The organism is Aliidiomarina sp. (assembly GCF_022565475.1).
GTDB lineage: Bacteria > Pseudomonadota > Gammaproteobacteria > Enterobacterales > Alteromonadaceae > Aliidiomarina.
In genome coordinates, this window is the sequence record NZ_JAIUMR010000004.1 from 1 (window position 1) to 25,558 (window position 25,558).

The following is a 25,558-nucleotide window of genomic DNA, read 5'->3' on the forward strand; positions in this document are numbered from 1 at the left end:
ATGGGGTACTTTAAACTACCGGAACGCCGCGAGGATAGATGTTATCCGAGGTGGGTGAAGCCGAAAACAAGGAAATACCCCCTTAAAAGAAAAAATGCCAGTCAGCTTAACTGACTGGCATTACTCCTTCGGGAGCCTTTTTTGTTGCCTGCTCGTTGGGTGCCGAGGTTGCAGCGGCTTTTGCGTTTGGTCCTCGCTTTGGCCAAACGAGCCACGGTTGAATATCGCTTCCGCGCTAAGCCGAGGCGCACCTGAGGATCGCTCAAGTACATCCGTGTATCGCTATGGCGTCGCCATCCATGGCGACGACATTCCTCAGGCGCGCCTCGGCTCATCGCTTGCGCGATATTGCCGGCGTTGCATGTTAGGCCAAAGCAAGCACCTTCCCCTCTCGCGCCCGTTCCCAAAGCGGAGCTAAAGTCGACCATGGCAACCCTCGGAAGCCAGTTCTCGCAGCGGAGCTTGCCGCTCAAGGCGTGGCATGCTAAAAAGAGTGCTCTTCGGCTGTAGAAAAATAATAAAAATGCGCGCTAAAGCTTGGAATGTTCGAAAAGTACATCGTTGGTTAACACTGTTGTTCGGTTTACAGCTCATTATTTGGGCTGTGACTGGGGCATTTATGGTGTTAATGCAATTGCCGTATATTCATGGTAATCACTTGGTTCAAGAGGCAGACCGGCCGCTTGAAGATTTTTCTGTGGCTGCTCGTTTTCAGGATGTTGTGGCTACTTATCCTGCGGCGACGAATGTCTTATTAGTAAATCGCTTTATTCATGATCGCTTTCAGCACGTCTTTCAGGTCACCACCGAAAGCGATAAATTTCTGCTTGAGCCGGATAGTTTAGAGTTGGTTGAGCTGAATGAACTCGATATTCAAGCGCTCGCTCATCTTTACTACCGGCCGATCGATGGTCAAGAGCCGCACTTGCTGGCGGTTGATTTGTTAACGCAAGAAGCCCCTTCGGAGTTGAATCCGAGGCATTTACCGGTTTGGCGGGTGGATTTTGGCGACCGCCGTCAAACTTCGTTATACCTGAGTGCGCAGACCGGTGAATTGGTCACTAAACGGCACCGCGCTTGGCGTTGGTTTGATATTGCTTGGATGCTCCACATTATGGATTATCAAGAACGTCAGAATATCAGTACGCCTTGGATTTTATTCTTTACGGTTTCAACGTTTTTGATTGTCCTGAGCGGTGGCTATCTATTAATTCGACATTTCTTGATTCGAAAGTGGAGGATGCGATGGAAGCGGTAAACTCATCAGCACCGGACGTTTCGAAGCTTGAGTCGAATAGAAACGGGCAAGGAAAAAGGCTTGCGAAGCGCCGTTTACGTAAACAAATGAAAGGGTTGCCGAAGCCTTGTGGTGTGAAAACGTCCATGCTTGTGCGTATTCATCGCTCGTTAGCCGTTATTTTATGTATTCAACTGCTGATTTGGGTCGTCTCCGGCTTTTATTTTAGTTGGCAGGGTCGTGAGGCTTTGTCGGCAACGCAGTATCAACAGTCAATTCCGGTTGAAGCACTACCAAAGGTGGCATTGCAGCTACCGCTCGATCGTCTTGAACGGTTGCAGTCTGTCCGCTCAATTGAGTTGCGTGCTGTCGATGGTCTTGCACAATTTAAAATTGAACATGACGTGGCTCATGGCGCAGACCATTTGCATCGCTCGCAGTTATGGTTTGATGCAACGAGCGGCCGACCTTGGTTTACTTCAACGGTCACGGCGCAGCGTCTAGCGGTTCAGTCCTACGCGGGCCCAGGTTTATTTGGTGGTATAGAGCAAGTAAGTCAGGCTTATGAATTACCGACCTCACAAGGACGAAATTTTCGTGTGAACTTCCAAGACGAGTTGAATACTCGAGTATATATTAACGAAGCGAGTGGCGACGTTATGGGGCACCGTAATGATCCGTGGGTCATTGCAGACTGGATGTATCGGCTTCATTTTATGGATTACAGTGGTGCACGTAATTTCAATAATGTTCTTATTATTACACTTGGCTTGCTGTGCTTGTGGTTTGTCTTAAGTGGTGTGTTGCTGTTAGTGCGCATTTGGCAGCAGGGCGGATTTGTTGTGCGGCGCTGATTACCGTACAATACGCGGCATTCTTGTTGCCGAGTGTTGTGACAAATAAAACGCAGTGGTTAGCGCTGTAAACATGAATATGACGAGCGCAGTGGTGTTCGTCGAGATGAACGAGGGAGAACGGCATGGCCGCTGCTCAGAACCAAAATAATAACTCTTCGAACAATTTAAATAAGCGCGGTTGGTTTACCCGTTTTCTAGACACTGTCGAATGGCTTGGGAATTTATTACCTCATCCGGTTACCTTATTCGCTCTCTTTGCACTTTTGGTTGTGTTTGCCAGTGGCCTTGCTGCGTTTTTTGGTGTCAGTGCAGCTGACCCACGCCCGGGGCAAGAAGGCGTTATTATTACCGTGAATAGCTTGCTCAGTGGTGACGGTATCCGCTGGATGGTCTCGAACTTGGTGACCAACTTTACCGGTTTTGCGCCTCTAGGTACTGTTCTCGTCGCGATTTTGGGTGTTGGTGTTGCCGAACGCTCGGGGATGTTGTCAGCTTTAATGCGTGGCATGGTCATGGGGGCGTCGCCACGAATGGTCACGATCGTGGTTGTGTTTGCTGGGGTTATCTCTAATACCGCCTCAGAGCTTGGCTACGTGGTTTTAGTGCCACTCGCTGCGATGATCTTCCACTCTTTAGGTCGCCATCCATTAGCGGGTCTTGCAGCCGCATTTGCTGGGGTGTCGGCGGGCTATAGTGCAAACCTATTTATCGGCACGGTGGATCCGCTGTTGGCCGGTTTTACCACGGAAGCGGCACAATTATTGGATTCAGATTATGTAGTCGGACCGGAAGCAAACTGGTTCTTCATGATCGTCAGTACCTTCTTGATTGCTGCGTTAGGTGCATTTGTTACCGAAAAAATTGTTGAACCTAAACTGGGTAAATATAACCCGTCGGAAGCAGACCCTGATTATGAAGATGACGGTAGCGTTAAGATGGAAAAGCTCAACCCTCAAGAGAAGCTGGGTTTGAAGCTCGCTGGCCTGACATTTTTAGGATTGGCCGCACTGTTGGCGTTAACTATCGTTCCTGAATGGGGCATTTTGCGTAATCAAGAAACGGGCGGTGTTGCTCGCTCGCCGTTCCTCAACGGTATTGTGGTGTATATCTTTATCACGTTCGCAATCCCCGGTTATGTCTATGGTTACGTGACACGCACCATGCGTAGTGACGTTGACGTTATTCACGCGATGTCAAAAACCATGAGTAGCATGGGGCTATATATTGTTTTAGTCTTCTTCGCGGCGCAGTTTGTTGCCTTCTTCGGCTGGACCAACTTCGGTACCATTATGGCGGTGAAAGGTGCAGCCTTCTTAGAAGCGATTAATCTCACCGGACCGATGGTCTTTGTCTTCTTTATTATGATGTGTGCATTTGTGAACTTGATGCTGGGTTCCGCCTCGGCGCAGTGGGCAATTACTGCACCCATCTTCGTGCCAATGCTAATGTTGATTGGCTACGCACCAGAATTAGTTCAAGCGGCCTATCGGATTGGTGACTCGGTGACCAATATCATTACGCCAATGATGAGTTACTTTGGATTGATTTTAGCGGTCGCGGCGAGGTATAAGAAAGATATTGGTATTGGCACATTGATTTCCGTCATGCTGCCCTACACCATCGTCTTCTTCGTCGGTTGGGTTACCCTATTCTATATTTGGGTATTCGCAGCTGGATTGCCGGTTGGGCCGGGAGCTGCAACCTATTATGAGCTCGGCTAAAACCAAGCTAAATTCGCAGGGAAACGCGTAGTATTCACTTAAACGAGAAGCTGAATCGAGCGAATGCGTTTATATAATCGAATGAACCGAAATGCTGGCACTGTTGCACGGTGTCAGTCAAGTTTCCTGAAAACGCTCATTGTTGTGGGCGTTTTCAACGTCTTATTTATATTTTTTTCTTCTGAATCACATGCCAACAACGCTGCCATTGAGGCTGATTCCGAGCGAGAGCTTATTCTCATTGCCGCATATGATTATGCGCCCTATTTTATCTCTGGCAGTGACGAACATTTTCTCGGCCAATTGGTGACTAACCTGAATGCGCTGCAAACACGGTATCGTTTTGAAATTCGTGAGGTCCGGCCGCATGACCGTTATGCAGCTTTAGGGCCCGACGGTTGTTGTGACCTCATGTTCTTTGAGTCGGAGAATTGGGGGTGGAAAACTTCTGGATATAGCTATGCAGCGACGCCCGGGATTTTAAAAGGTTGTGATCGTTTGTACTCGATGCAAAACGACTACTGGGAGCCAAAAGAAACGGACCGCATTGGTGGTGTGGTTGGCTATCACTATCAGCTGACGAATATGAACACCGATATTTTGTATTCCGAAATCGAACACAAGATGTATCGCGCGAATAATCAGTTGACGTTATTAAACATGCTGCGCCATGGTCGCATTCAATTTGCGATGCTAAGTGAAGAGTTTGTTCATTGGATGGCTGCGGAAGCGCCAGAGACTGTTGCCGGTCTGTATGCCTCGCCTGAGCATAAAGAAGTGTACGAAACGCAAATTATTCTCTCGAATCATAGTGCATTAGATCAGCGCCAATTTTTCCGTGATCTCGAACGACTTGCAGCACAGCCTGAAATCAAAGCGCAAATTAAGCGCTATCAATTACAGCTGACGTCATTTTCATCAGTGATAGACCGATAATCCCAAACGTTGAGCAAACTCGGTAATCATGTTGACGGCGCGAGCGGGGTTGCCAAAGCGATTGAGCGGCGGACTCCAAGCGCAAATCACACCATAATCTGGAACAACGGCGACGATACCACCGCCGACCCCACTTTTGGCGGGTAAACCGACCGTAAAAGCGAATTCGCCTGATTGATCGTACATGCCACTCGTGGAAAGTAGTGCATTGAGTCGATGAGCTGAGCGAGCGTCACAGATACGCTCGTTAGTGCCCGGTTGTACGCCTTTATTGGCGAGGAAACTTAAGCTTCTGGCAAGGTCGACACAACTCATACTCACCGCACATTGAAAGAAATAATGGTCAAGTACGTCTGGCACTTCGGACTCGATATTGCCGAAGCTCTTCATCAGATAAGCAAGTGCTGCATTGCGGTTACCGTGCTGCTTTTCTGACTCCCATACCCGATGATCTGCACTAATTGATTCTTTACCGGCGAGATGTCGAACGTACTGGACAAATGCCGTTTTGCTTGATGAATAGCGGCTGGTCAATACATCGGCGATAACCAAAGCGCCGGCATTGATAAAGGGATTGCGTGGAATACCGTGTTCCCATTCCAATTGCACGATGGAATTAAATGCCTGACCCGACGGCTCCATGCGCACGCGCTCCCACAGGGTGTCATCGGTGCGAGCCATGGCGAGGGCTAAACCAAAGATTTTCGAAATGCTTTGAATCGAGAAGGGTATCGTTGCATCACCGGCCGTATGAACACTGCCGTCAAGTTCAACGACGGCAATGCCCAGGCAGGAGGGGTCAACCTCAGCTAAGGCCGGAATGTAGTCTGCTACTTGCCCACCAATCGGTGCTTGACGGGCTTCCTCGACAAGTTCTTCGAGCAGGGAGGAGCAGTTTTTCGGTTGCTTTGGGGTACCTTCCATGCAGCGCTCTCGTTATTGTTAGGTTTTGGCTTTTAACATCGGCCGTAAAAATCGACCGGTATGCGAAGGCTCGTACTCACATAAATCTTCTGGTGATCCAGCGAATAGGATTTCACCTCCTCCGCTACCGCCCTCTGGACCTAAATCAACGATCCAGTCCGCCGTTTTAATGACATCGAGGTTGTGCTCAATAATGACCACGGTGTTGCCATGGTCACGCAAACGATGGAGCACCGTCAATAGCTGTTGAATATCATGAAAATGTAAGCCAGTTGTCGGTTCGTCCAAGATATACAAGGTCTTGCCAGTGTCACGCTTCGACAGCTCTCGAGCTAGTTTGACGCGCTGTGCTTCGCCGCCAGATAAGGTCGTGGCCGATTGGCCGAGACGAATATAAGACAGGCCAACGTCAATCAATGTTTGCAGCTTGCGGGCGATTGCTGGTACTGCATCAAAAAACTCCCGCGCATCTTCGACGGTGAGGTCGAGCACTTCGTGAATCGACTTTCCCTTGTACTGAATTTCCAAAGTCTCGCGATTATAGCGTTTACCTTTACACATATCACAAGGCACATAGACGTCAGGCAAAAAGTGCATTTCGACTTTAATGACGCCGTCTCCTTGACAGGCTTCACAACGGCCACCTTTGACATTGAAACTAAAGCGACCGACTTTGTAACCACGTGCCCGCGACTCCGGCACACCAGCAAAGAGTTCGCGAATCGGTGTGAAAATCCCGGTATAGGTCGCCGGATTCGAGCGCGGTGTTCGACCAATTGGGCTTTGATCGATATCGACCACTTTATCGAGATGCTGTAAGCCGTCGATACTTTGATAAGGGGCCACTGTTGTGGTCGTTGCACCGTTCAATTCTCGGTGTGCAAGTGGAAAGAGGGTGTCATTGACTAAGGTTGATTTACCCGAACCGGACACACCAGTGACGCACGTCATTAAACCAATGGGTACCCGCAGATCAACCGTTTTTAGATTATTCCCTGTAGCCCCTTTCAGTTCAAGCCAGTGCTTGCCCGGCTTATTCCGCTTTTTCGGAATTGCGATCGCTTTACGTCCCGACAGGTAGTCTGCGGTAAGTGAGTCCTCACACTTAATGATGTCGTCGTAGGTACCTTGAGCGATAATCTGACCACCATGAACACCAGCTCCTGGGCCAATATCAATGACATGATCCGCAGCGCGAATAGCGTCTTCGTCGTGTTCAACAACCAAGACGGTATTCCCGAGATCGCGCAAATCGCACAGTGTTTTCAGCAAGCGCTCATTGTCGCGTTGGTGCAGACCAATCGAAGGCTCATCAAGGACATACATGACGCCGACTAAACCAGCACCGATCTGGCTTGCGAGGCGAATCCGTTGCGCTTCACCACCAGATAAGGTTTCTGCGCTGCGAGATAAATTCAGATAATTCAAGCCAACGTTGACCAAGAAACTGAGTCGGTCATTGATTTCTTTCAAAATCTTCTCGGCGATTTTCGCCCGCTGACCAGCCAGCTCAATTGTTTGAAAGAAGTTCAGTGCGTCGCCGATGGAAAGCTCGACAATCTCTGGCAACGTCGTGTCATTCACGTATACATGGCGTGCCTCGGTGCGCAAGCGCGCACCACCGCAGCTGCGACATGGTTTGGTTGCTAAATACTTGGCAAGGTCTTCACGTACCGCTTGTGAATCTGTTTCGCGATAGCGCCGTTGCATGTTTGGAATGATCCCTTCGAACGGATGCTTGCGAACAACCGTGTCGCCGCGATCGTTGACATAGGTAAAGCGAACTTCTTGATGACCGGAGCCATGGAGTATTAACTCACGAACGTCTTCTGGAAGTTCTGCAAACGGGGCATTGAGGTCGAACTCAAATTGCTTCGCTAACGAGCGCAGCATTTGGTAGTAATAAAAATTGCGCTTGTCCCAGCCGCGGATCGCGCCACCGGTCAAACTTAATTCAGGGTTGCCGACCAATTTCTCAGCATCAAAATACTGCTCTACACCCAATCCGTCGCAGCTGGTGCAGGCTCCAGCCGGGTTATTGAAGGAAAACAGGCGAGGTTCAAGCTCTTGCATGCTGTAGCCACAATGCGGACAAGCAAAGTTTGCCGAGAACAGCATCGGCTCAAGTTCGCTGTCGCTGTCCATGGCCACCACGAGTGCGGTTCCTTGCGACAGCTCAAGTGCCGTTTCAAACGACTCGGCTAAACGTTGTTCGAGGCCTTCACGTACTTTCAAGCGATCAACAACGACCTCGATATCATGCTTTTTCTGCAACTCGAGTGTCGGTGGATCGCTTAAATCACATATTTCGCCGTCGATTCGTGCGCGCAAATAGCCTTGGTGACTCAAGCTCTCGAGAATTTTTTGATGCTCACCTTTACGACCTTTGACCACGGGCGCAAGCAACATGATTTTGCTGCCTTCAGGTAAGGCAATAACCTGATCGACCATCTGCGATATGGTTTGCGCGGCAAGCGTTACTTGGTGTTCAGGACAACGCGGCTCGCCGATACGCGCGAACATAAGACGCAAATAATCATAGATTTCAGTGATGGTACCGACCGTTGAGCGTGGGTTGTGCGAGGTCGATTTTTGTTCAATAGAAATGGCCGGTGAAAGGCCTTCGATGGAGTCAACGTCCGGCTTTTCCATGAGGCTTAAAAACTGACGAGCATAAGCAGATAAAGACTCGACGTACCGACGTTGGCCTTCCGCGTACAAGGTATCAAATGCTAGCGAGGACTTACCTGATCCCGACAAGCCAGTAATCACTACTAACTTGTCACGCGGAATTTCCAGATTAATATTTTTCAAATTATGGGTGCGGGCACCGCGTACTTCGATTTTATCCATAATGTCCTTTACGACTTGGAGCAAAGATGAGTTTCGGAGCGTTTTCTAACGCGCTGCAATCACTGGCGCAAAAATCAATCGCCCATTATGACACAAAAGTAGGGGAAGCTTGAAGTTCACCTCGCAGACAATACGGATGCGATGCTTACACTGGACCCGATTTCTGCTAGACTTGCCTGCAATTTTTATCGTGTGAGTAGTTGAGCGACCATGAGTGCGACAGGATTAAATCGGACAGAGAAACGAGCTGCGGTCACGCTAGCCTCGATTTTTGGCTTGCGCATGTTGGGCCTGTTTTTAATCATGCCGGTACTGGCAATTTATGGTCAAAGCTATCCAGATTACACGCCGTTTCTGGTCGGAATTGCCATCGGAGCGTATGGGTTAACCCAAGCCATGCTGCAAATTCCAATGGGCTGGTTGTCCGATCGAATCGGCCGGCGACCGGTGATCTTAGGCGGTCTCGCGATCTTTGCTTTTGGTAGTGTTGTGGCGGCACTAGCTGATACCATGACCGGGGTGATTATTGGTCGTGTTCTGCAAGGCGCAGGGGCGATTGCTGGTGCAGTTTTAGCTTTAGCGGCGGATTCTGCTCGTGAAGAGCAACGGCCGAAAGTCATGGCCGTGATCGGCATGGGTATTGGCCTTTCTTTTGTCCTAGCCTTAATTATTGCGCCAGTGCTCGGTGGCGTGATTGGTATGTCTGGTCTTTTCTGGATGACAGCAGCGTTAGCCGTGGGCGGCATCCTTTTGCTCTGGCGTGGCATGCCGGTGACTCATCAACAAGTGCCAAGCCGTGATGTCTTGCCGGTGCCGAAAGAGCTGAAACGTTTACTTAAACATGGCCAGCTGATGCGGCTGAATTTTGGTGTTTTTGTCCTTCATTTAGTGCTGACCGCTTGGTTTGTGACCTTACCATTGCAGCTCGTCGATGCGGGCTTGTCAGCACAGAATCATAGCTGGCTTTACCTACCGACGTTACTATTGTCGTTTGCGGTCATGGTGCCGATGATGATTATTTTGGTCCGTCGCAAACAACAATTACTCGGCATGCGCCTGTCTATGCTCATGTTGATCGTTTCTCTGTTAGCCATTTTAGTCTTTGCTGATGAGCTTCTTGGGCTTATCCTCGGTGTCTGGATATTTTTCATTGGTTTTAATTACTTAGAAGCTAGTTTGCCAGCGATGCTGACGCAGCATGCACCGGCAGGAAGTAAAGGAAGTGCGAGCGGCATTTACACCACGTGGCAATTTTTTGGCGCATTCTTAGGTGGTGTAATTGGCGGCTATAGCTTACAAAAATTTGGCCCCTCAGGGGTTATCATTTTGTGCATTGCACTGCTAGTATGTTGGTTACTCGTTAGTGTCGGACTGCAACAAGTTCTTGCGACCACTCGCATGACATTCCAAGTTGACGGTTTAAATGAACAGCAAGCGGCCAGTTTAAGTTCGGATTTAACCGCATTGAGTGGGATTGAAGAAGCGATTGTGATCGCCGATGAAGGTGCGGTTTACTTAAAAGTTCAACGTGATCAATATGACGCGCAGGCGATTCAGGGACTGCTGGCGCGTTACTCGTAACAGTTTTAGGAGAGAAACATGGCCAGTCGTGGCGTAAATAAAGTAATTTTGATTGGTAATTTAGGGGCAGATCCAGAAGTACGCTATACCCAAAGTAGCGTGGCTATCGCAAATTTGAACTTGGCAACCAGCGAAACATGGAAGGACAAACAGACCGGTGAACAGAAAGAGTTAACCGAATGGCACCGTGTTGTTTGTTACCGTCGATTGGCTGAAATTGCCGGTGAATACCTGAAAAAGGGTTCCAAAGTTTATATTGAAGGCCGTTTGCAAACTCGTAAGTGGCAAGGTCAAGACGGTCAAGACCGTTACACCACGGAAATTGTCGCAAACGAAATGCAAATGTTAGATGGTCGTCCTGGTGGCGGTGGTGGTAACCCGGACTGGCAGAATAACCAGAACCAAGGCAGCCGCCAACAAGCTGCGCCGCAAAGCAATCAGCAGCAAGGGCAGTGGGACAATGCGCCGCAACAGAGCCAACAACCGGCGCAACCGAAGCCATTCACTGATGACTTGGATGACGATATACCGTTCTAGGATTTGGCACCGTTACCCCTGTCTACCTTTCATCCTCAAGCCGCAGATTCTGCGGCTTGTTTGTGTACACTGACCGTTGACCATTCACAGTTAACCCGTATTGCGCAGTGCACCGGCAATACCATTAATGGTCATCAACAAGGTGAGTAGCGTTTGCTCGCGTTCGTCTTCGCTACTGCCCGTTTCTTTCTGCTGTCGCCACTGAGCTAATAGATTCAATTGCGTGCGGTGCAGCGATTGCAGCGCCTCTTCACGCAGAACGTTCGAGTAGTAATGGTTCGGCCGGCGCTCTGGAAATGGTTTACCGAAAAACTCGTCGATAATTTGTCGTGTGCGCTTTAACTCGTCGCGGAGCAGTGGGTAGATAGCTGCGCGAGTTGCAGGATCCGTGACCAAGTTCGCGTACGACTCCATGATGGTTAGGTTCGAGGCAGCAAGTGCGGTGTCGACGTTGGTCAGTACGTATTTCAGCAGAGGGTCAGTCGCAAATGAGGCTTTGAGAGCTGCAAATGCTTCCGGGTTTTCTGTTTTTAATAATGTGAAGGTATAACCCACGCCGTACCAACTGGTAATATTGGCACGCGATTGCGACCAGCTGAATACCCATGGAATAGCACGCAGATCGTCGAGCGTACGCGTTCCGGTGCGGCGCGCTGGGCGCGAACCTATGCGGCTACTTTCAATCGCATCAATGGGTGTTGCAGCAGCGAAATAGTCGAGAAAATGCGGATTTTTAATCAGTTGCTGATAAAACGCTTTGCTCTTTTCGGCTAGGAATGCCCACGTTTTTTCCTGAGCATGCGCGGTGCATTGATTGCTCTGCGAATCGAGGAGCGTGGCAGCTGTCGCACTGGCCATTAACATTTCTATATTTGAACTGGCGTTGCGTTGGTTGGCATACTTCTGTGAAATGGTTTCCCCTTGTTCGGTGAGGCGCATGTCACCGTTGACCGAACAAGGGGGCAGCGCTTGAATAAACCAGTTCGTGGGTCCCGCGCCGCGGCTAATCGTGCCACCTTTACCGTGGAAGAAGCGGATTTTAATTCCTTTGCCGTTGCCGACTTGCACGAGCTGTTCCTGCGCTTTGTATAGGCTCCACTGGCTCGCCAAAATCCCACCGTCTTTATTACTATCGCTATAGCCAACCATCACCTGCTGCACGGGTACTTGGTCGTGGTTCAGTTCTTGCTGATGAGCGAGGCTGCGTTTGGTCATGGGATGGGCAAGAAAGCCATCCATAATACGTGCGCTGTTTTGTAGATCGTTAATCGTTTCGAAAAGCGGAACAACTGGGACTTTGCAACGCAAGCCCGCGGCGGTATTTTCGGTTAGGCCGGCTTCGCGTGCTAACAGATAGACCGCCAGAAGATCGGAGACATCGCGGGTCATGCTGACAATAATGGAACCTATTGCTGCCGTTCCATATTTTTCGACATGGTCGGCCACGACGCGGAAGGCGGATACCACAGCATCGGCTTCACTTGGCAATGGCGTTTTAACGTGAGCAAAGGGGCGATTCTTTTTGAGTTCGGTGTTAAAAAATGCGAGTCGCTCCGCTTCGTTCCACGTCAAAAATTTATCGCCGTCTTCGCCTGCACTGTTCAGTAGCTGCGCTACGGCCTTATCGTGGAAACTACTATTTTGGCGGATATCCAACTTAGCGAGGTGAAAGCCGAAGGTTTCGACGATGCGGATGGCGCGGTTAACATCGTGTTGGGCAACGGCTTTGGCGCCGTAGGCAACGAGAGCCTCTTGCAATAGCTCTAGATCGGCAATGAGTTCTTTGGCGAAACGATAGCTGCTTGGGTGTTCTTTAAGCTCGGTGGCGTGCTGGCGCTTGATATCGAGCGGCAATTTGGTGATGCACAGGTTGACAAACTGGCGAAACACTTCACCGCGATTGCGTTGGTAACTTTGTTCACCTGCATCGCTGAGCTCGCTGCGCATGGCATCAATACGGCGCTGCAAAGCGTGGATGGTGTCTGCATAATGGCAGGAGAAACTAAGGTGTGTGACCAATTTAATCAGCGCCCGCCGGATAATCACAAAGGCGTTGAGGCGAAGGGTTGTGAGGGTATACGCGGTCACCTCGGGGGTAACAAAGGGATGGCCATCGCGATCGCCGCCGACCCAGTTGCCAAAGGATATTTTCGGGAACTGACGTGCCTTGCGCAAAAGTGCTGGGTCGAGCTTCAGGTAATCCCACGCTTGCAGTAGACGTTTGTCGACTAAATCAATGACATCGGGAAACACGTTGGTGAGATAGTGCATCACGTTGCGTAATTCAGATTGAACATCCGGCTTTTCGACAAAAATCTCGCCGGTGCGCCACAAACGCTCGAGTACCAGTTTAATTTCTTGCCGAATCTCTGCTTGTTCACGAGTGGTCCACATTTGGTTTTCGCGTTTGACTAGCAGCAGATAGAGCTCACGGTGATGTTCGAGGACGGTGGCTCGCTTGGCCTCGGTGGGGTGGGCGGTCAGCACCGGCTCGACTCGTACCTGGGGCAAAATTTGCGCAATTTCTTCAGCATTTAGCCCCGCCGCGAGCAAGGTTTTCAGACGCTCTCCCCACAAACCATTCACCGCCGCCAACGACTTTTCATCTTCCACTTTCCGACGGTTCTGCACGGCACCGTTGACTTCAGCCATATTCAACATTTGGAAAATAATCGAATACAGCTGAATTTGTTTGCCGGCAAATTGTGCGGGAATTTCTTCGAATGCGTTATGCCAGGGGAAATAGGGTAAAAGTGCTTCTTCGCCATTTTCAATCAGAACTTCTTGCAAGCATTCCAGCAAAAAATCGAAGTCAAAATAAGGCTTCCCGAGCTTTTCTTGGACGAGCTGCAAACTGTTTGCGTGAACGCTCTTTGGGGTGGTGTATGGCATTGTGTTCCTCCCGATATACGGCAGAAGCGAGGACGTAGCCTCAGTATAACGACTACTTTAACTGGTTCTTGATTTTTAACCAAATCGCGAATAAATCACTTTGCGCTTGCTGCCGCAAGTTACCAGAAATCTTGGCCAAATTAAGTAGATGCGTTAAAGTCCCGATTAAGTTCTCTTAATGAAGGCGTGTGAACCTGATGAGCAAAGTGGTGCCTTGGCTGCATGTGTACGTATTTTCCTATAATCGCGGCGACTTTTTGGCGAATTGCATCGCGTCGATTCAGCGTCATTTAACCAATGTTGCGGTGTGGGTAGTCGATGACCGTAGTGATGATGCTGACACGCAAACCTATTTGCGTGATTTGCCAAACGGCATCGGGCTGTTGCAAAGCCAAGCACAGGAGTCGTCACGCCACGGTGGCTTGTATAACAATATGCAACTGGCGCTTGAGCATGCGGCTGGCAAAGGTGCAGAGCTGGCGCTGTTTCTGCAAGACGATATGCAAGTGGTGCGCGACGTGGCTGCGGATGATCAAGCTAATGTCGAAGGTTTTTTTGCTCACTTCACCAACACCGCGTTTTTGAATCCGCTGTTTCTAAAGGGCATGCGTAAGCGACGTGACCAGCGTATTACGCAGCTGGCTGAAGACTATCCGGTGTATTTCCGCCATTATCCAGAAAAAGCCAACCCGCGTGGTATTAGCTATGCTGATGCCATGATCGCGCATGTACCGCGACTCAGCGAAGCGAATTGGCAATTTGCTAATGGAGAAACGGTGAATGCCGAACAAGCCGACAAGCTATTTGGAAAAATGGGCATGATGCTGCACCCGTTCGCCATGTTTTTGCCGGAAGTGCCAGTGTTTCGTGGCAAAAAAAAGTCGTGGGCGGTGGCAAAAGCCGAGCAACTGCGTGGCACCAAACCGAATCGCTTTTTTGGCATGACGGGTCGGCAAATTACCGCGTTGAAGGAACGGGATGTGGCAACCGTGTTACCGGTTGCCGAAGACTTCTTAGTGACAGAACGTGACGCTAAACGACCCTTTACTTACAGCCAAATTAACGTCTATCCATGGTTGCGAGTCATTCACAAGATTTCCCAGAAGCTCGCCAAGTGAGTTTTAGCAGGCTCGAACTGAGCAAGTACGGCCTTAGATAAAGCCGTACTTGCGCGCAACCGAATCAAAATATTCCAACGTATGTTTTGCATAGGAGCGCTTTTCAACATAGTCGCCAGGGAAGAAATTCTTTTTAAAGCCGTAGGCCACCATATCTTTCAAGCGCTTTAACGGGACATCGAAATTATCCAAAGCAAGCTTGTACTCATCACTAACAGTCGTATTTGAAACCAACCGGTTATCGGTACAAATAACGGTCGCGATGCGGTTCTCCAACATGTGGCGGAAGTTATGCTCTTTAATGTCCGTAATTGCAGGGTGCGTCTGTAAATTACTGGTTAAACAAACCTCAATCGCGATTCGACGATCCGCAATGTAGGATGCAAGAGACTGGCTGTAAGCTTCTTTGTCCGTAATTTTCGCGTCTTCAATCATTTCGGGCGAGAACAAGGAATAGCCATGACCCAAACGATCCGCATAACAGGTGGTTAAGGCTTCAAAAATACTTTCTGCACCGTATGCTTCGCCGGCATGTACCGTTTTCAAGAGGAAATTCTGATGCGCGTATTCATACACGTCTTTAAACTTGTGCGCCGGATAGCCGTTCTCTTGACCGGCAATATCCAAACCAACAATCGGCATACCTTCCTCATCGCGCAGGCGAACGCTAGCACGAATTAGTTCCATGGCGGCGGTTTTAATCACGTCCATCGGATCATGATCACGCAGCAGTTGGAAGAGCTGGGTGTAGTAGGGCGAAAAACCTTTTTTGCCAAACATACGCATCGCGCAGTTAATGATGCCGTATTCGAATGGTGGTTTTAGGCCAGGCGTCAAGCCAACGTCTGGTCGCGCATTGTACTCAGCTTTTGCTTTGGCCAAACCATTGTTGACCGCATGCATCACCTCATCAAAGCCAATGCCTGTGGTTGGGTCCATCAATAACTGCGGGGCAAAACGGACTTCGATGTAATTGACGCCTTCTTCGAGATTATCAATCGCAAGTTCGTACGCCGCTTGTTCCATATTCTCAAGATCACGTAGGACCGCACAGGTATATTGGAAGCCGTTTAAATATTCACCGAGATTGTTATACTTTTCTTTAAAAACGAGTTCTTTTAGACCCGCAACTGTGTACGATGGCAACTCAATTTTACTGCGCTTGGCCATTTCAATCAGGCCTTGAGGGCGTAAACTACCATCTAAATGCAGGTGTAAATCCGCTTTTGGAATTTCACGTATGAAATCGAGCGAATATGTGGTGCTCGAACCACGTCCAGATTGGTTAGAAACTAAACTGGAGGTTAGGTTATTAACGGAAGCGGATGGTGACATAAAGAGAACTCCTGCACATGTATTTAACCGCGCATTATATCGCATTTTTTATGCAGTTGCGCGGTTTTCGATTGCACCAAACACAGTGCGAACATACAGTCCCCGCGATTGCGGTCGGATGTGTTTGCACACTCTGCCTCGACAACAAGAATAATGGAACATTATGGCATCGCTGTATTTCACTTATTCGGCAATGAATGCCGGAAAGAGCACATCGCTATTACAAGTCGCATATAACTACGAAGAACGCGACCAGCAGGTTATGTTGTTAACGCCAGCGCTGGATGCTCGAGCAGGCGAGGGGCAAATCCACTCGCGCTTGGGCTTGTCGCGCGCTGCGGAAACGTTCACGACGAAGACGAATTTGTTCGAACGGCTTAATGCAGTTTTAAACAGCCAAGTGCTGGATTGTATTTTGCTCGACGAGGCTCAGTTTCTGACGCCAGAACAAGTTTGGCAATTAGCGCGCGTCGTTGATGAGTTAAATGTCCCGGTGATGTGTTATGGCATCCGTACAGACGCATTTGGAAATGCGTTTGCAGGTAGCGCAACCTTGTTGGCAATTGCGGACAAACTGACAGAAATCAAAACCATTTGTTTCTGCGGCCGTAAAGCGACCATGGTCTACCGTTGCGGTCCCGATGGTAAGGCAGTGAATGCCGGAGAACAAATTGCGATAGGCGGCAACGATCGATATGTCAGTTGTTGTCGTAAACACTGGGTTGAAGCGTTAGCGGCTGCAGGCGTCGACCAGCAGTCATTCCCCTTAAACGAGGTTGGGTAGCATGAAAAAGAAAGGACGTAGCTGGTTATGGATGGTCATCATTGTGGTTGTTGCTGGTGCTACAGCTGCATGGTGGTTTTGGCCGGAAGATGATGGCCAACAGCGGATGAATACAAGCAAAGTTGAAGTGCGTGACATTGAAGTCGTCGTCACGGCGACCGGTCGTCTACAACCTCTAGATTTTGTTGATGTGGGTGCGCAGGTTTCGGGTCAGTTGGAACGCATCCATGTTGAAGTCGGTGACTTTGTTGAGGCGGGCGATTTGCTGGCTGAAATCGATGCGACTGTCCTTGAAGCACGTTTAGATGGTGTACGCGCGCAATTGCGCTTTCAGCAAGCGCAGCTGCGTGAGCGTCAAGCGTCACTCGACCTTGCACTGATTAATTTGAATCGGCAGCAACGTTTATTGGCTGATAACGCCACGTCAGAAGAATTAGTGCAAAGTGCCGAAGCGACTGCGCGCGCTGAATCTGCTCGGTTAGACGCTGTACAAGCGCAAATTGAGCAAACTGAGTCCTCCTTGCGTGCTGATGAAGCGAATCTCAACTACACTCGTATTTTCGCCCCAATGTCAGGTACGGTGACCAGTATTGTTGCACGTCGCGGTCAAACACTGAACGCGGCGCAGACGACGCCGACGATTTTGACGATTGCAGACTTGTCAGTGATGCGCGTTGAAGCACAAGTTTCGGAAGCGGATATCAGCCGCTTACGCGATGAGATGCCCGTGTATTTCACCACCTTGGGCAACCGTGGTCAGCGCTGGTACAGCACTTTGGAGCTTATCGAGCCGACACCGCGGGTGGAAAACAATGTTGTTCTTTACAACGCATTATTTGACGTGCCCAATGAAGACGGACGTTTATTACCGCAAATGACGACGCAAGTTTTCTTTGTTGTTGCGAGCGCAGAGCAAGTGCTCTCGGTTCCAGCCGGCGCGGTGCGTCCAACCGGGCGCGGCCAAGGTTCTGTGCAAGTGTTACGTAACGGCGTTGTCGAGACGGTCAACGTCCAAATTGGTATCAGCGACCGTGTGTACATCGAAATTAAGTCCGGCTTAAACGCCGGCGATGAAGTCATTATTCCGGCCCAGCAAGCCATGCCTGGTGGTATGCCTCCTGGCGCAGCGCGGATGATGCGAGGCTAAATCATGGCAAAGCAACTGGAAGCCGCAGCGGCTGCAAAGCATCAACAGAACCAATCAGAACCACTGATTCGGATCCGTGGCGTGAAGAAAAGTTATCAAACCGGTGCAATTACGACGCAAGTGTTGCACGGTTTAGACCTTGATATTCACGCAGGTGAATTTGTTGCCATCGTCGGTAGTTCGGGCTCGGGTAAGTCGACCTTAATGAATATTTTAGGTTGCTTAGATAAACCGACTGAAGGCGAATACCTCTTTCGCGGGCATGCTGTGGCCGATATGGACCGTGACGAGTTGGCAAAATTGCGTCGCAGTGCATTCGGTTTTGTATTCCAACAGTACAACTTATTGGGTGGTGCAACAGCGCTCGCCAATGCAGAGCTGCCTGCAGGCTATACATCGATGGGTACCGACGCCCGCCATGACCGCGCAAATGCACTGCTTAAGCGTTTGGGTCTGGAAGATCGAACGCACCATAAGCCGAGCGAGTTATCCGGTGGTCAACAGCAACGGGTGTCTATTGCTCGAGCGCTCATGAATGGCGGTGAGATTATTCTTGCGGACGAGCCAACGGGCGCACTTGACAGCCAAAGTGGCACAGAAGTAATGGCGTTGCTGAAAGAGTTATCAGCCGAAGGCCATACGATCATTTTGATTACTCATGATCATGAAGTTGCCGCCCATGCGGATCGCGTCATTGAACTCAAAGACGGCGAAATTGTTAAAGATGCGTGGAATCGGGAGCGTTCACCGCAGGTACAGCCACCGTCCGGTCCCGGTGCGGGTGACCCAAGTCCGGTAATGGATGCCGGTCGTGCTTTTATTACTGCGTTAACCGCTTTACGGCAAAATATTTTTCGTACGGCGCTGACGTTGCTCGGTATTGTGATTGGCGTCGCGGCGGTGATATCGATGTTGGCGATTGGCCAAGGTGCGCGGCAGGACGTGGTCGACCGCATTAGTGCCATGGGTTCGAATTTATTAACGGTATTTCCTGGTGCGCCCAATCAGCGGGGCCGTTGGGGAGTCGCAACCTTAATACCAGAAGATGTTGACGCGATTAATGAGTTACCGCTGGTCTTGGCTGCTGTTCCGGAGCTGACTGGCAACCGTACCTTACGGCGCTCGGGTTTCGATAAAGAAGCACAAGTGAACGCGACCTATCCGGAGTTTCCAATTGCGCGGCAATGGACGGTGGAAAAGGGCAGTTTCTTTACTCGTGAAGACGAAGAGTTGTATGCAACCGTAGCCGTGATTGGCCAAACAGTTGCGCGGCAATTATTCCCAGACACCGATCCGCTTGGCGAGGTCATGTTGATTAACAACGTCTTGTTCCGCGTCATCGGTGTGATGAGCGAGCGCGGAGCATCGCCCTGGGGGCAAGACCAAGATGATGTTGTCTTTGTGCCATTTAGCACCGGCTCATTGCGGCTATTCGGTCAGCGCTTCTTGCGTAACGTCACGGTAGCGGTCGTGTCGAGTGATGCCGCCGTCATGCAAGAGGCCAACGATCAAGTGCATAGCTTACTGCTCGAACGCCATGGCGTTGAAGACTTCCAAATTCGTAACATGGCTTCGATTATCGAGACCGCGACCGAAACCCAGAACACCATGACCTTACTCCTTGGTGTCATCGCGGTTATTTCTTTGGTGGTCGGTGGTATTGGGGTAATGAATATCATGTTGGTCAGTGTCACCGAGCGAACGCGCGAAATCGGTATCCGCATGGCCGTCGGTGCCCGCGGTGGACAGATCCGTATGCAATTCTTGATCGAAGCGGTTACGGTTGCTCTACTCGGTGGTCTGATTGGTGTTGCACTTGGCCTTGGCATTACATGGGTCATCGCTAGTTTTGGTAATTCCGTGATGTTTGCAACAACGCCTGTGATATTAGCGTTTGGCTGTGCATTCTTGACCGGCTTGATCTTCGGTTACGTGCCCGCACGAAAAGCGGCGCAGCTCGACCCAGTTCAAGCACTCGCGAGCGAATAAGTTGTCCTGAAATAAGAAACTCCCCTACAATACGGTTATAATTCGAAGTCACCGTTTGTTCAGGGGAGTTTTTCATGTCTGTATCCACACCATCACCCACTTCATTGACCATTACTCGCCCTGACGACTGGCATGTACACTTACGCGATGGCGACATGTTAGGCATGACCGTGCCGGCGACGGCGCGAACCTTTCATCGTGCGGTGGTGATGCCAAACTTAGTGCCGCCAGTGACGAATGTTGAGCTCGCCGCTCAGTACCGCCAACGGATTATGTCTGCGTTGCCGAGTGACATGACCTTTGATCCCCGCATGGCCCTTTATCTTACTCAGGACACAACGGCTGAAACCGTTATGGCTGCAGCGCAAGACGAAACCGTCATTGGCTTTAAGCTGTATCCTGCGGGTGCGACGACAAATTCTGCGGCTGGAGTGCGCTCGGTCGAAGGCATGGCGGCAACGCTTGAGGTGATGCAAGAACACGGTGTGCCCTTATTGGTTCATGGTGAAGTGACAGAACCTGAAATTGACATTTTTGACCGTGAAAAAGTTTTTATTGACCGTTATTTAGTGCCGATTACCGAACAGTTTCCGCGCTTGAAAGTGGTGTTAGAGCACATTACGACCAAAGACGCTGCCGATTTTGTTGCCGCCGCACATGACCAGGTCGCTGCGACGATCACCCCGCAACACATCCTGATGAACCGCAACGACTTGTTGGTCGGTGGCGTGTATGTGCATAACTATTGCCTACCGGTATTAAAACGCCGGACTCACCAAGAAGCACTGCAAAAAGCGGCCACGAGCGGTAGTCCGAAGTTTTTCCTCGGCACTGATTCGGCCCCGCATGTGCGAGAAAAGAAGGAGACTGCGTGCGGATGTGCCGGTTGTTTTTCCGCATTTACCGCAATTGAGCTTTATGCGCAGGCCTTTGCTGAACTTGACGCACTCGATAAATTGGAAGGGTTTGCCAGTCACTTCGGCGCGGACTTCTATGATCTACCGCGCAATACCGACACAATCACGTTGCAAAAATACACTTGGAATGCTCCTGAATTAGTCCACCATGGTGACCAGAGTTGGGTACCGTACTGGGCAGGACGAGAATTAATGTGGCAGCAGCAGACACTCTGAAGTGTCGGTCTCAGCGAGACACTGAACAACTGCGATATACCAAACGTCATAGTCAAAAATGGACGCAATTTAACAAAAAAACCTTTAGAATATGAATACATAGTGTCATATTAGCCTTAAGATTGTGGCTGTTGTAATTTAATTGGGTGAGACGCATCATTGTTTAGTTTTCGCAAATCCAAACAACAACGAATTTTGGTCGCACTCGGCATCTCCATGTCGTCGGTGCAAATTGCGATTTTAAAAGCCGTTGTCGAAGATGAAGCCGCCGGAGCTGCATTGCAGCATCGTGGGCAGACTTGGCAGTTAGTGGTAAATGATGACGAGCCCGTGGTGAATCAAGATCATGAGTCGACGATTCAAAAATTGCTCGAACGCTATAAGCGTTTCGATTTTAATGGTCAGTCTATCCAAGTGGTGCTCAGCACAGGCCTCGTTGAACAGATATCCGTGGATAAACCTGGAGTCAAAGCAGAGGATATCAAACCCACGTTGCAATGGACGTTGAAGGATCTAGTGACCATTCCTGCGACCGATTTACTCATTGATTACTACGATCTTCCCGTTCAGGTGTCTGGTGCCAAGAAAATTAATGTTGTTGCCGTGAGTCGCAGTAAAATTCAACCTTGGGTGTTGGCGCTTGATGCAGTTGGTCTGAAAGTCAGTGGCATTATCAATCTTGACCTCGCTCTGATTCATTGGGTCGATCATGAGTTACGAACCATGATTGTTTCACAGGTCACGGGTGAGCGGCCGCACTTGCAGATCATTGCCAAACAACAATTGATTGTAAGTCGACGGTTACCGGCGGCTTTCGATCTTGAACGGATCGATGCTCAGGACATAGCAACAATGGAATCCCTTGCGATTGAACTGCAGCGGTCACAGGATTTCTACTCGGGACAATTGCGGCAGGCGCCATTAGCGGATATTGAACTTGCTTTTAATCATTCTCAAATCGATAGTGTCGCTCAAGTCATAGCGACGCAGCTTGGGATGCAAGTTTCAACACTCGCTTATCCTGAATGGTCGAAAGAGTTAGCGGCCGGCGATTATTCGGATATTCTGGCTTTGAGCGGACTGCAATGGCTGTTGCACGAAACTGCAGCCGATACCAATGCCGACGCATCGATGGGGAACGGGAGATGAAACATAACATTAACCTGTTCCAAGCTGACTTAATTCCCGAGCGCCCCTGGCTGACGTTACCAAGGTTACTCGTCGCTTTGTTGATTATTGTCGGAATTTTATTGTTGCTTAAAGGGTATACAAGTTTGCAACTGCGCCAACTGAATGCAGAGTTACAGCAGCAAACAACCTTGCGAAATGAACTGCAAAGCACGTCGACTCAACTTTCACGACAAGTGACTAACTTGCGAGCTGATCCGCGACTCGAGTCGCAAGTCATGACACTAGACGCTGAGATTCGCATCCGTCAGTCACTCATTGCCGAGTTTCAACGGCGGGGACAAATGACCCGCCAAGACTATGCTGGGCTGCTAACCGATTTAGCGCGCATCGATCATGACGGACTATGGTTGACTCGAATTCAGCAAGCTCAAGGACAAATTAGGCTGCACGGTCTAACGGTCGATGCTGGTTATCTTCCTGTTTGGATGCAGGATTTCAGCAAATCGCCCATGCTGTCACAACGGCAATTTAATATGGTGACATTGAAGCGCGATCAGCAGCAGTTATTGTCTTTCGAGTTAATCGGTGCGCCTGCAAATAGGGTGCGAGTTGACCTGAGCAATCAGGATGCTGCCAGCAATCCGTCCTCACATTTGCAGGAGGAGCGGCAATGAAAGCTTGGTTAATGCAGGGGCAGGTATGGTTTAGCGAACGCGAAAAGCGAGAGCAATATTTGTTATCGGTCGTCGCAATCGGTTTGGTTACTTGGCTGGGCTATTTGTTGCTTGTAGAGCCAAGCATGTTGAAAACAAGTCAAGTGGAGCGTCAAATTGGTCAAGTCCAGACGCAAATCAGCAACATTCAACAACAGGTTACCGTGTTGCAAGCGCAGCTCGAAAATAACCCAAATCAGCAACTGAACGAGCGGCAGCGTCAGTTGGAGACGCGCAACCGCCGTGTCACGGAACAACTATCGAGTTTAGTTAACTTTGTTGAGCCTGAGCAACTATTGCATTGGATGCGGGCATTGATCGTAGGAACAGACGGGAATCAGCCTCACTCGATTACCATTCTAAGTTTTGATACAGAAGCGCCAATTCCCTTTGGTGAAGGAGCAGCTCAAGGCTCAATTTTACAGCATAATGTGACAATTGAACTAAGTGGGAGTTACTTCGCTATTCGAGATTACCTGCGTCGTGTACAAGAAGCGCCGGTTGGATTTTACTGGCAAGAACTCGATTATCGCGTGGACGCTTATCCGAATGCACATGTAACGCTGCGCCTGTTTACATTGAGTGAGGCCGATATCCAATTGGTACAAGCCGGAGGGGTGAGCGATGGCTAGATTAATCGCAAGTCTGTGGACCATTGGCGTTCTCGTTTTCGCGATTGCGCAAGTTGCAGCTCAGGAAGCTGGCGAGCGAGACCCAACTCGTCCGCAATTACCAACGCCAAGTGCGCAAGAACGGCAAGCGAGACTTCCTAATCTGAGTCTTGGGCTCATTCGCAAGAGCGCAGCGGGAAGCGTTGCAATCATAAATGAACAAACGTATGGGATTGGCGATGTCGTCTCGGGATGGACTATCCGAAATATTGAAGTCGATCGTGTACTCCTTGAACGTAATAACGAAGTTGTCGTCTTGTCAGTATTTTCTGGCTTGATTCGGCAGGTTGAACAGGATGACTCATGAAGAATGTATTGGTTACGAGCATTTTATTGATGTGTATAGCCTTGCCCGGGTGTGTCACCAAGCCACCGGAGCAATTGGCTCGAGAAGCTGAGCACGCTTTGCGTACCGGTGAAATGGAAAACTCGGCTCAACGCACTTCTGAGGCTCGTTCACAGTTACCAGCAGATGTCCGGCAACAACTTCGGCAATCAACCTCAGCTGTAAATGATCGTGCGCAACTGATGGAGGAACCTCGTTTTTCTGTGCAAGCTCGGCAAATGAATGCGGCAGACTTTTTTGCGCAATTAACGCAAGAATCACCCTACAATTTGATCGTTCATCCTGATGTTCGCGGCTCGATTACAGTGAGTCTGCGTGATGTGACCTTGCAAGAAGTTTTAGATGCGGTTCAGGATATTTATGGGTTCGATATTCGTCGCGAAGGGCGCGTTTACCGAGTTTTTCCTGCGGGATTACGGACTGAAACCGTATCACTGAATTACTTGTCACTACGTCGTCAGGGACAGTCGCAAACGTCGGTGACCTCCGGTGGCGTGGCAGATCAACAAAGTGGCTTGGGTAGTCGAGGGAATCTCGGTGGTGCCTTGCAGCGCAATAACTCAGAGTTTGGCAGTATGGGCGGTCTCCCTGCTGGTGGTGGATTGACGGGTAGAAGTGGCCAAACCGGTTCAACCATTTCTTCCGAGTCTGAAACGGACTTTTGGCAAGGCCTGCAAGATATTCTTGAAGGAATTATAGGCACCGAAGAAGGCCGTCGCGTGGTTGTATCACCGCAAGCGGGCTTAGCGACTATTCGTGCCTATCCGCATGAAATTCGAGCTGCCCGTGACTTCCTTGCAGCTGCCGAGCAGAGTTTGCAACGGCAGGTTATTTTAGAGGCCCGTATTATCGAGGTTTCTCTGAACGAAAGTTATCAGCAGGGCGTCGATTGGAGTCGTATTACTAGTCGAATTGGTTCTGGCGTAACTGAATTCGGTTTTAGCGGCGGGTCGGTGGATGCGCCATCGCTTGGTGGCGTATTTGGGTTGCAGTTTCAAAACCAAACATTTAACGGCATGATAGAAATGCTGTCCACTCAGGGCAATGTGCAAGTGCTTTCAAACCCGCGAGTGACGGCTACAAATAACCAGAAAGCAGTGATCAAAATTGGTGAAGACGAATATTTCGTCACTGACGTTTCTACAACGACCATAACTGGCACCGCAACGACTTCAACACCGAACGTACAACTAACACCGTTTTTCTCTGGAATTGCGCTTGATGTTACGCCGCAAATTTCAGATGACGGCAGCGTTACCTTGCACATTCGCCCGTCGGTCACGGAGACGCGAGAGCAAGAAAAAATTATTCGCTTGAATAACGAAACATTGGCTTTGCCGTTGGCCCGTAGCAACATTCGTGAGTCTGATACCATTATTCGAGCCCGCGACGGTGAAGTGGTGATTATAGGCGGCTTGATGCAAACGTCGTATAGCGACGAAGTGAGTCAAGTTCCAGTGTTAGGAAGCATCCCCGGTATTGGTGAGTTGTTTAAGAATCGTCGCCAGCGCGAAGTCAAAAAAGAACTGGTGATTATGTTACGCCCAACGGTTGTCGGCGTGGACACTTGGAACACTGAACTCGAGGCATCGCGCGAGTTACTTCGACGTTGGTATGAAGGTCAGTAGGCCGTCGGTGTTCATGAACCGGATC

General features: G+C 49.8%; 20 protein-coding genes. 16 read left to right on the forward strand and 4 right to left on the reverse strand.

Annotated features, from left to right (window positions below):
- The first annotated feature begins 523 nt into the window (after positions 1–523).
- The 4 genes from LAT77_RS04710 (at position 524) to LAT77_RS04725 (ending at position 4,751) form a co-directional block, all read left to right on the forward strand.
- Positions 524–1,258 (forward strand): PepSY domain-containing protein, encoded by a 735-nt coding sequence (locus LAT77_RS04710; protein WP_290563406.1) that lies wholly within the window; start codon positions 524–526, stop codon positions 1,256–1,258.
- On the forward strand, positions 1,246–2,091 hold the full coding sequence (locus LAT77_RS04715) for a PepSY domain-containing protein (RefSeq protein ID WP_290563407.1): 846 nt from the start codon (positions 1,246–1,248) through the stop codon (positions 2,089–2,091). The genes LAT77_RS04710 and LAT77_RS04715 overlap by 13 nt, the downstream gene beginning before the upstream one ends.
- 125 nt (positions 2,092–2,216) lie before the next feature.
- Positions 2,217–3,815 (forward strand): AbgT family transporter, encoded by a 1,599-nt coding sequence (locus tag LAT77_RS04720; RefSeq protein WP_290563408.1) that lies wholly within the window; start codon positions 2,217–2,219, stop codon positions 3,813–3,815.
- 63 nt (positions 3,816–3,878) lie between these two features.
- Complete coding sequence (locus LAT77_RS04725) at positions 3,879–4,751, forward strand: hypothetical protein (RefSeq protein ID WP_290563409.1); 873 nt, start codon at positions 3,879–3,881, stop codon at positions 4,749–4,751.
- On the opposite strand, the gene LAT77_RS04730 is transcribed toward LAT77_RS04725, so the two are convergent.
- A complete protein-coding gene (locus LAT77_RS04730; RefSeq protein ID WP_290563410.1) occupies positions 4,734–5,675 on the reverse strand; it encodes a glutaminase in 942 nt (313 codons plus the stop codon). The two genes, LAT77_RS04725 and LAT77_RS04730, sit on opposite strands and share 18 nt — an antisense overlap.
- An 18-nt stretch (positions 5,676–5,693) precedes the next feature.
- Positions 5,694–8,528, reverse strand: coding sequence for an excinuclease ABC subunit UvrA (gene uvrA / locus LAT77_RS04735; protein WP_290563411.1), 2,835 nt, complete (start codon positions 8,526–8,528; stop codon positions 5,694–5,696).
- Positions 8,529–8,738: 210 nt separating this feature from the next.
- On the opposite strand from uvrA, the gene LAT77_RS04740 reads away from it, so the two are divergent.
- Positions 8,739–10,109 carry an MFS transporter gene (locus LAT77_RS04740; protein WP_290563412.1) on the forward strand — a complete coding sequence of 457 codons (1,371 nt, stop codon included), beginning with the start codon at positions 8,739–8,741 and terminating at the stop codon, positions 10,107–10,109.
- Between the two features lie 18 nt (positions 10,110–10,127).
- Positions 10,128–10,646: a single-stranded DNA-binding protein gene (gene ssb, locus LAT77_RS04745; protein ID WP_290563413.1), complete on the forward strand. Its 519-nt coding sequence runs from the start codon at positions 10,128–10,130 to the stop codon at positions 10,644–10,646.
- A 90-nt stretch (positions 10,647–10,736) separates the two neighbouring features.
- Here ssb and LAT77_RS04750 read toward each other — a convergent pair whose 3' ends face one another.
- Positions 10,737–13,538 carry a phosphoenolpyruvate carboxylase gene (locus tag LAT77_RS04750; RefSeq protein ID WP_290563414.1) on the reverse strand — a complete coding sequence of 934 codons (2,802 nt, stop codon included), beginning with the start codon at positions 13,536–13,538 and terminating at the stop codon, positions 10,737–10,739.
- Between the two features lie 197 nt (positions 13,539–13,735).
- On the opposite strand from LAT77_RS04750, the gene LAT77_RS04755 reads away from it, so the two are divergent.
- Complete coding sequence (locus LAT77_RS04755; RefSeq protein WP_290563415.1) at positions 13,736–14,656, forward strand: glycosyltransferase family A protein; 921 nt, start codon at positions 13,736–13,738, stop codon at positions 14,654–14,656.
- A gap of 33 nt (positions 14,657–14,689) precedes the next feature.
- Here the strand turns inward: LAT77_RS04755 and LAT77_RS04760 are convergent, their stop codons facing one another.
- Positions 14,690–15,991 (reverse strand): adenosine deaminase family protein, encoded by a 1,302-nt coding sequence (locus LAT77_RS04760; protein WP_290563416.1) that lies wholly within the window; start codon positions 15,989–15,991, stop codon positions 14,690–14,692.
- A gap of 163 nt (positions 15,992–16,154) precedes the next feature.
- Between LAT77_RS04760 and LAT77_RS04765 the strand changes: the two genes are divergently transcribed.
- From LAT77_RS04765 to mshL, 9 genes are all read left to right on the forward strand, one after another.
- A complete protein-coding gene (locus LAT77_RS04765) occupies positions 16,155–16,775 on the forward strand; it encodes a thymidine kinase (RefSeq protein ID WP_290563417.1) in 621 nt (206 codons plus the stop codon).
- Position 16,776: 1 nt separating this feature from the next.
- Entirely contained in the window at positions 16,777–17,922 is a 1,146-nt protein-coding gene (locus LAT77_RS04770; RefSeq protein ID WP_290563418.1) for an efflux RND transporter periplasmic adaptor subunit, read from the forward strand.
- 3 nt (positions 17,923–17,925) lie between these two features.
- Positions 17,926–19,911, forward strand: a complete 1,986-nt coding sequence (locus LAT77_RS04775; RefSeq protein WP_290563419.1) for a MacB family efflux pump subunit — start codon at positions 17,926–17,928, stop codon at positions 19,909–19,911.
- 74 nt (positions 19,912–19,985) lie between these two features.
- Entirely contained in the window at positions 19,986–21,044 is a 1,059-nt protein-coding gene (pyrC, locus tag LAT77_RS04780; RefSeq protein WP_290563420.1) for a dihydroorotase, read from the forward strand.
- A gap of 216 nt (positions 21,045–21,260) precedes the next feature.
- Positions 21,261–22,193 carry a hypothetical protein gene (locus LAT77_RS04785; RefSeq protein ID WP_290563421.1) on the forward strand — a complete coding sequence of 311 codons (933 nt, stop codon included), beginning with the start codon at positions 21,261–21,263 and terminating at the stop codon, positions 22,191–22,193.
- Positions 22,190–22,849, forward strand: a complete 660-nt coding sequence (locus LAT77_RS04790) for a PilN domain-containing protein (protein WP_290563422.1) — start codon at positions 22,190–22,192, stop codon at positions 22,847–22,849. Before LAT77_RS04785 ends, LAT77_RS04790 begins: the two co-directional genes overlap by 4 nt.
- Positions 22,846–23,520: a type II secretion system protein GspM gene (gene gspM / locus LAT77_RS04795; protein ID WP_290563423.1), complete on the forward strand. Its 675-nt coding sequence runs from the start codon at positions 22,846–22,848 to the stop codon at positions 23,518–23,520. Before LAT77_RS04790 ends, gspM begins: the two co-directional genes overlap by 4 nt.
- A complete protein-coding gene (locus LAT77_RS04800) occupies positions 23,513–23,866 on the forward strand; it encodes a hypothetical protein (protein WP_290563424.1) in 354 nt (117 codons plus the stop codon). The genes gspM and LAT77_RS04800 overlap by 8 nt, the downstream gene beginning before the upstream one ends.
- Positions 23,863–25,533, forward strand: coding sequence for a pilus (MSHA type) biogenesis protein MshL (mshL, locus tag LAT77_RS04805; protein ID WP_290563425.1), 1,671 nt, complete (start codon positions 23,863–23,865; stop codon positions 25,531–25,533). The genes LAT77_RS04800 and mshL overlap by 4 nt, the downstream gene beginning before the upstream one ends.
- Positions 25,534–25,558: the final 25 nt, after the last annotated feature.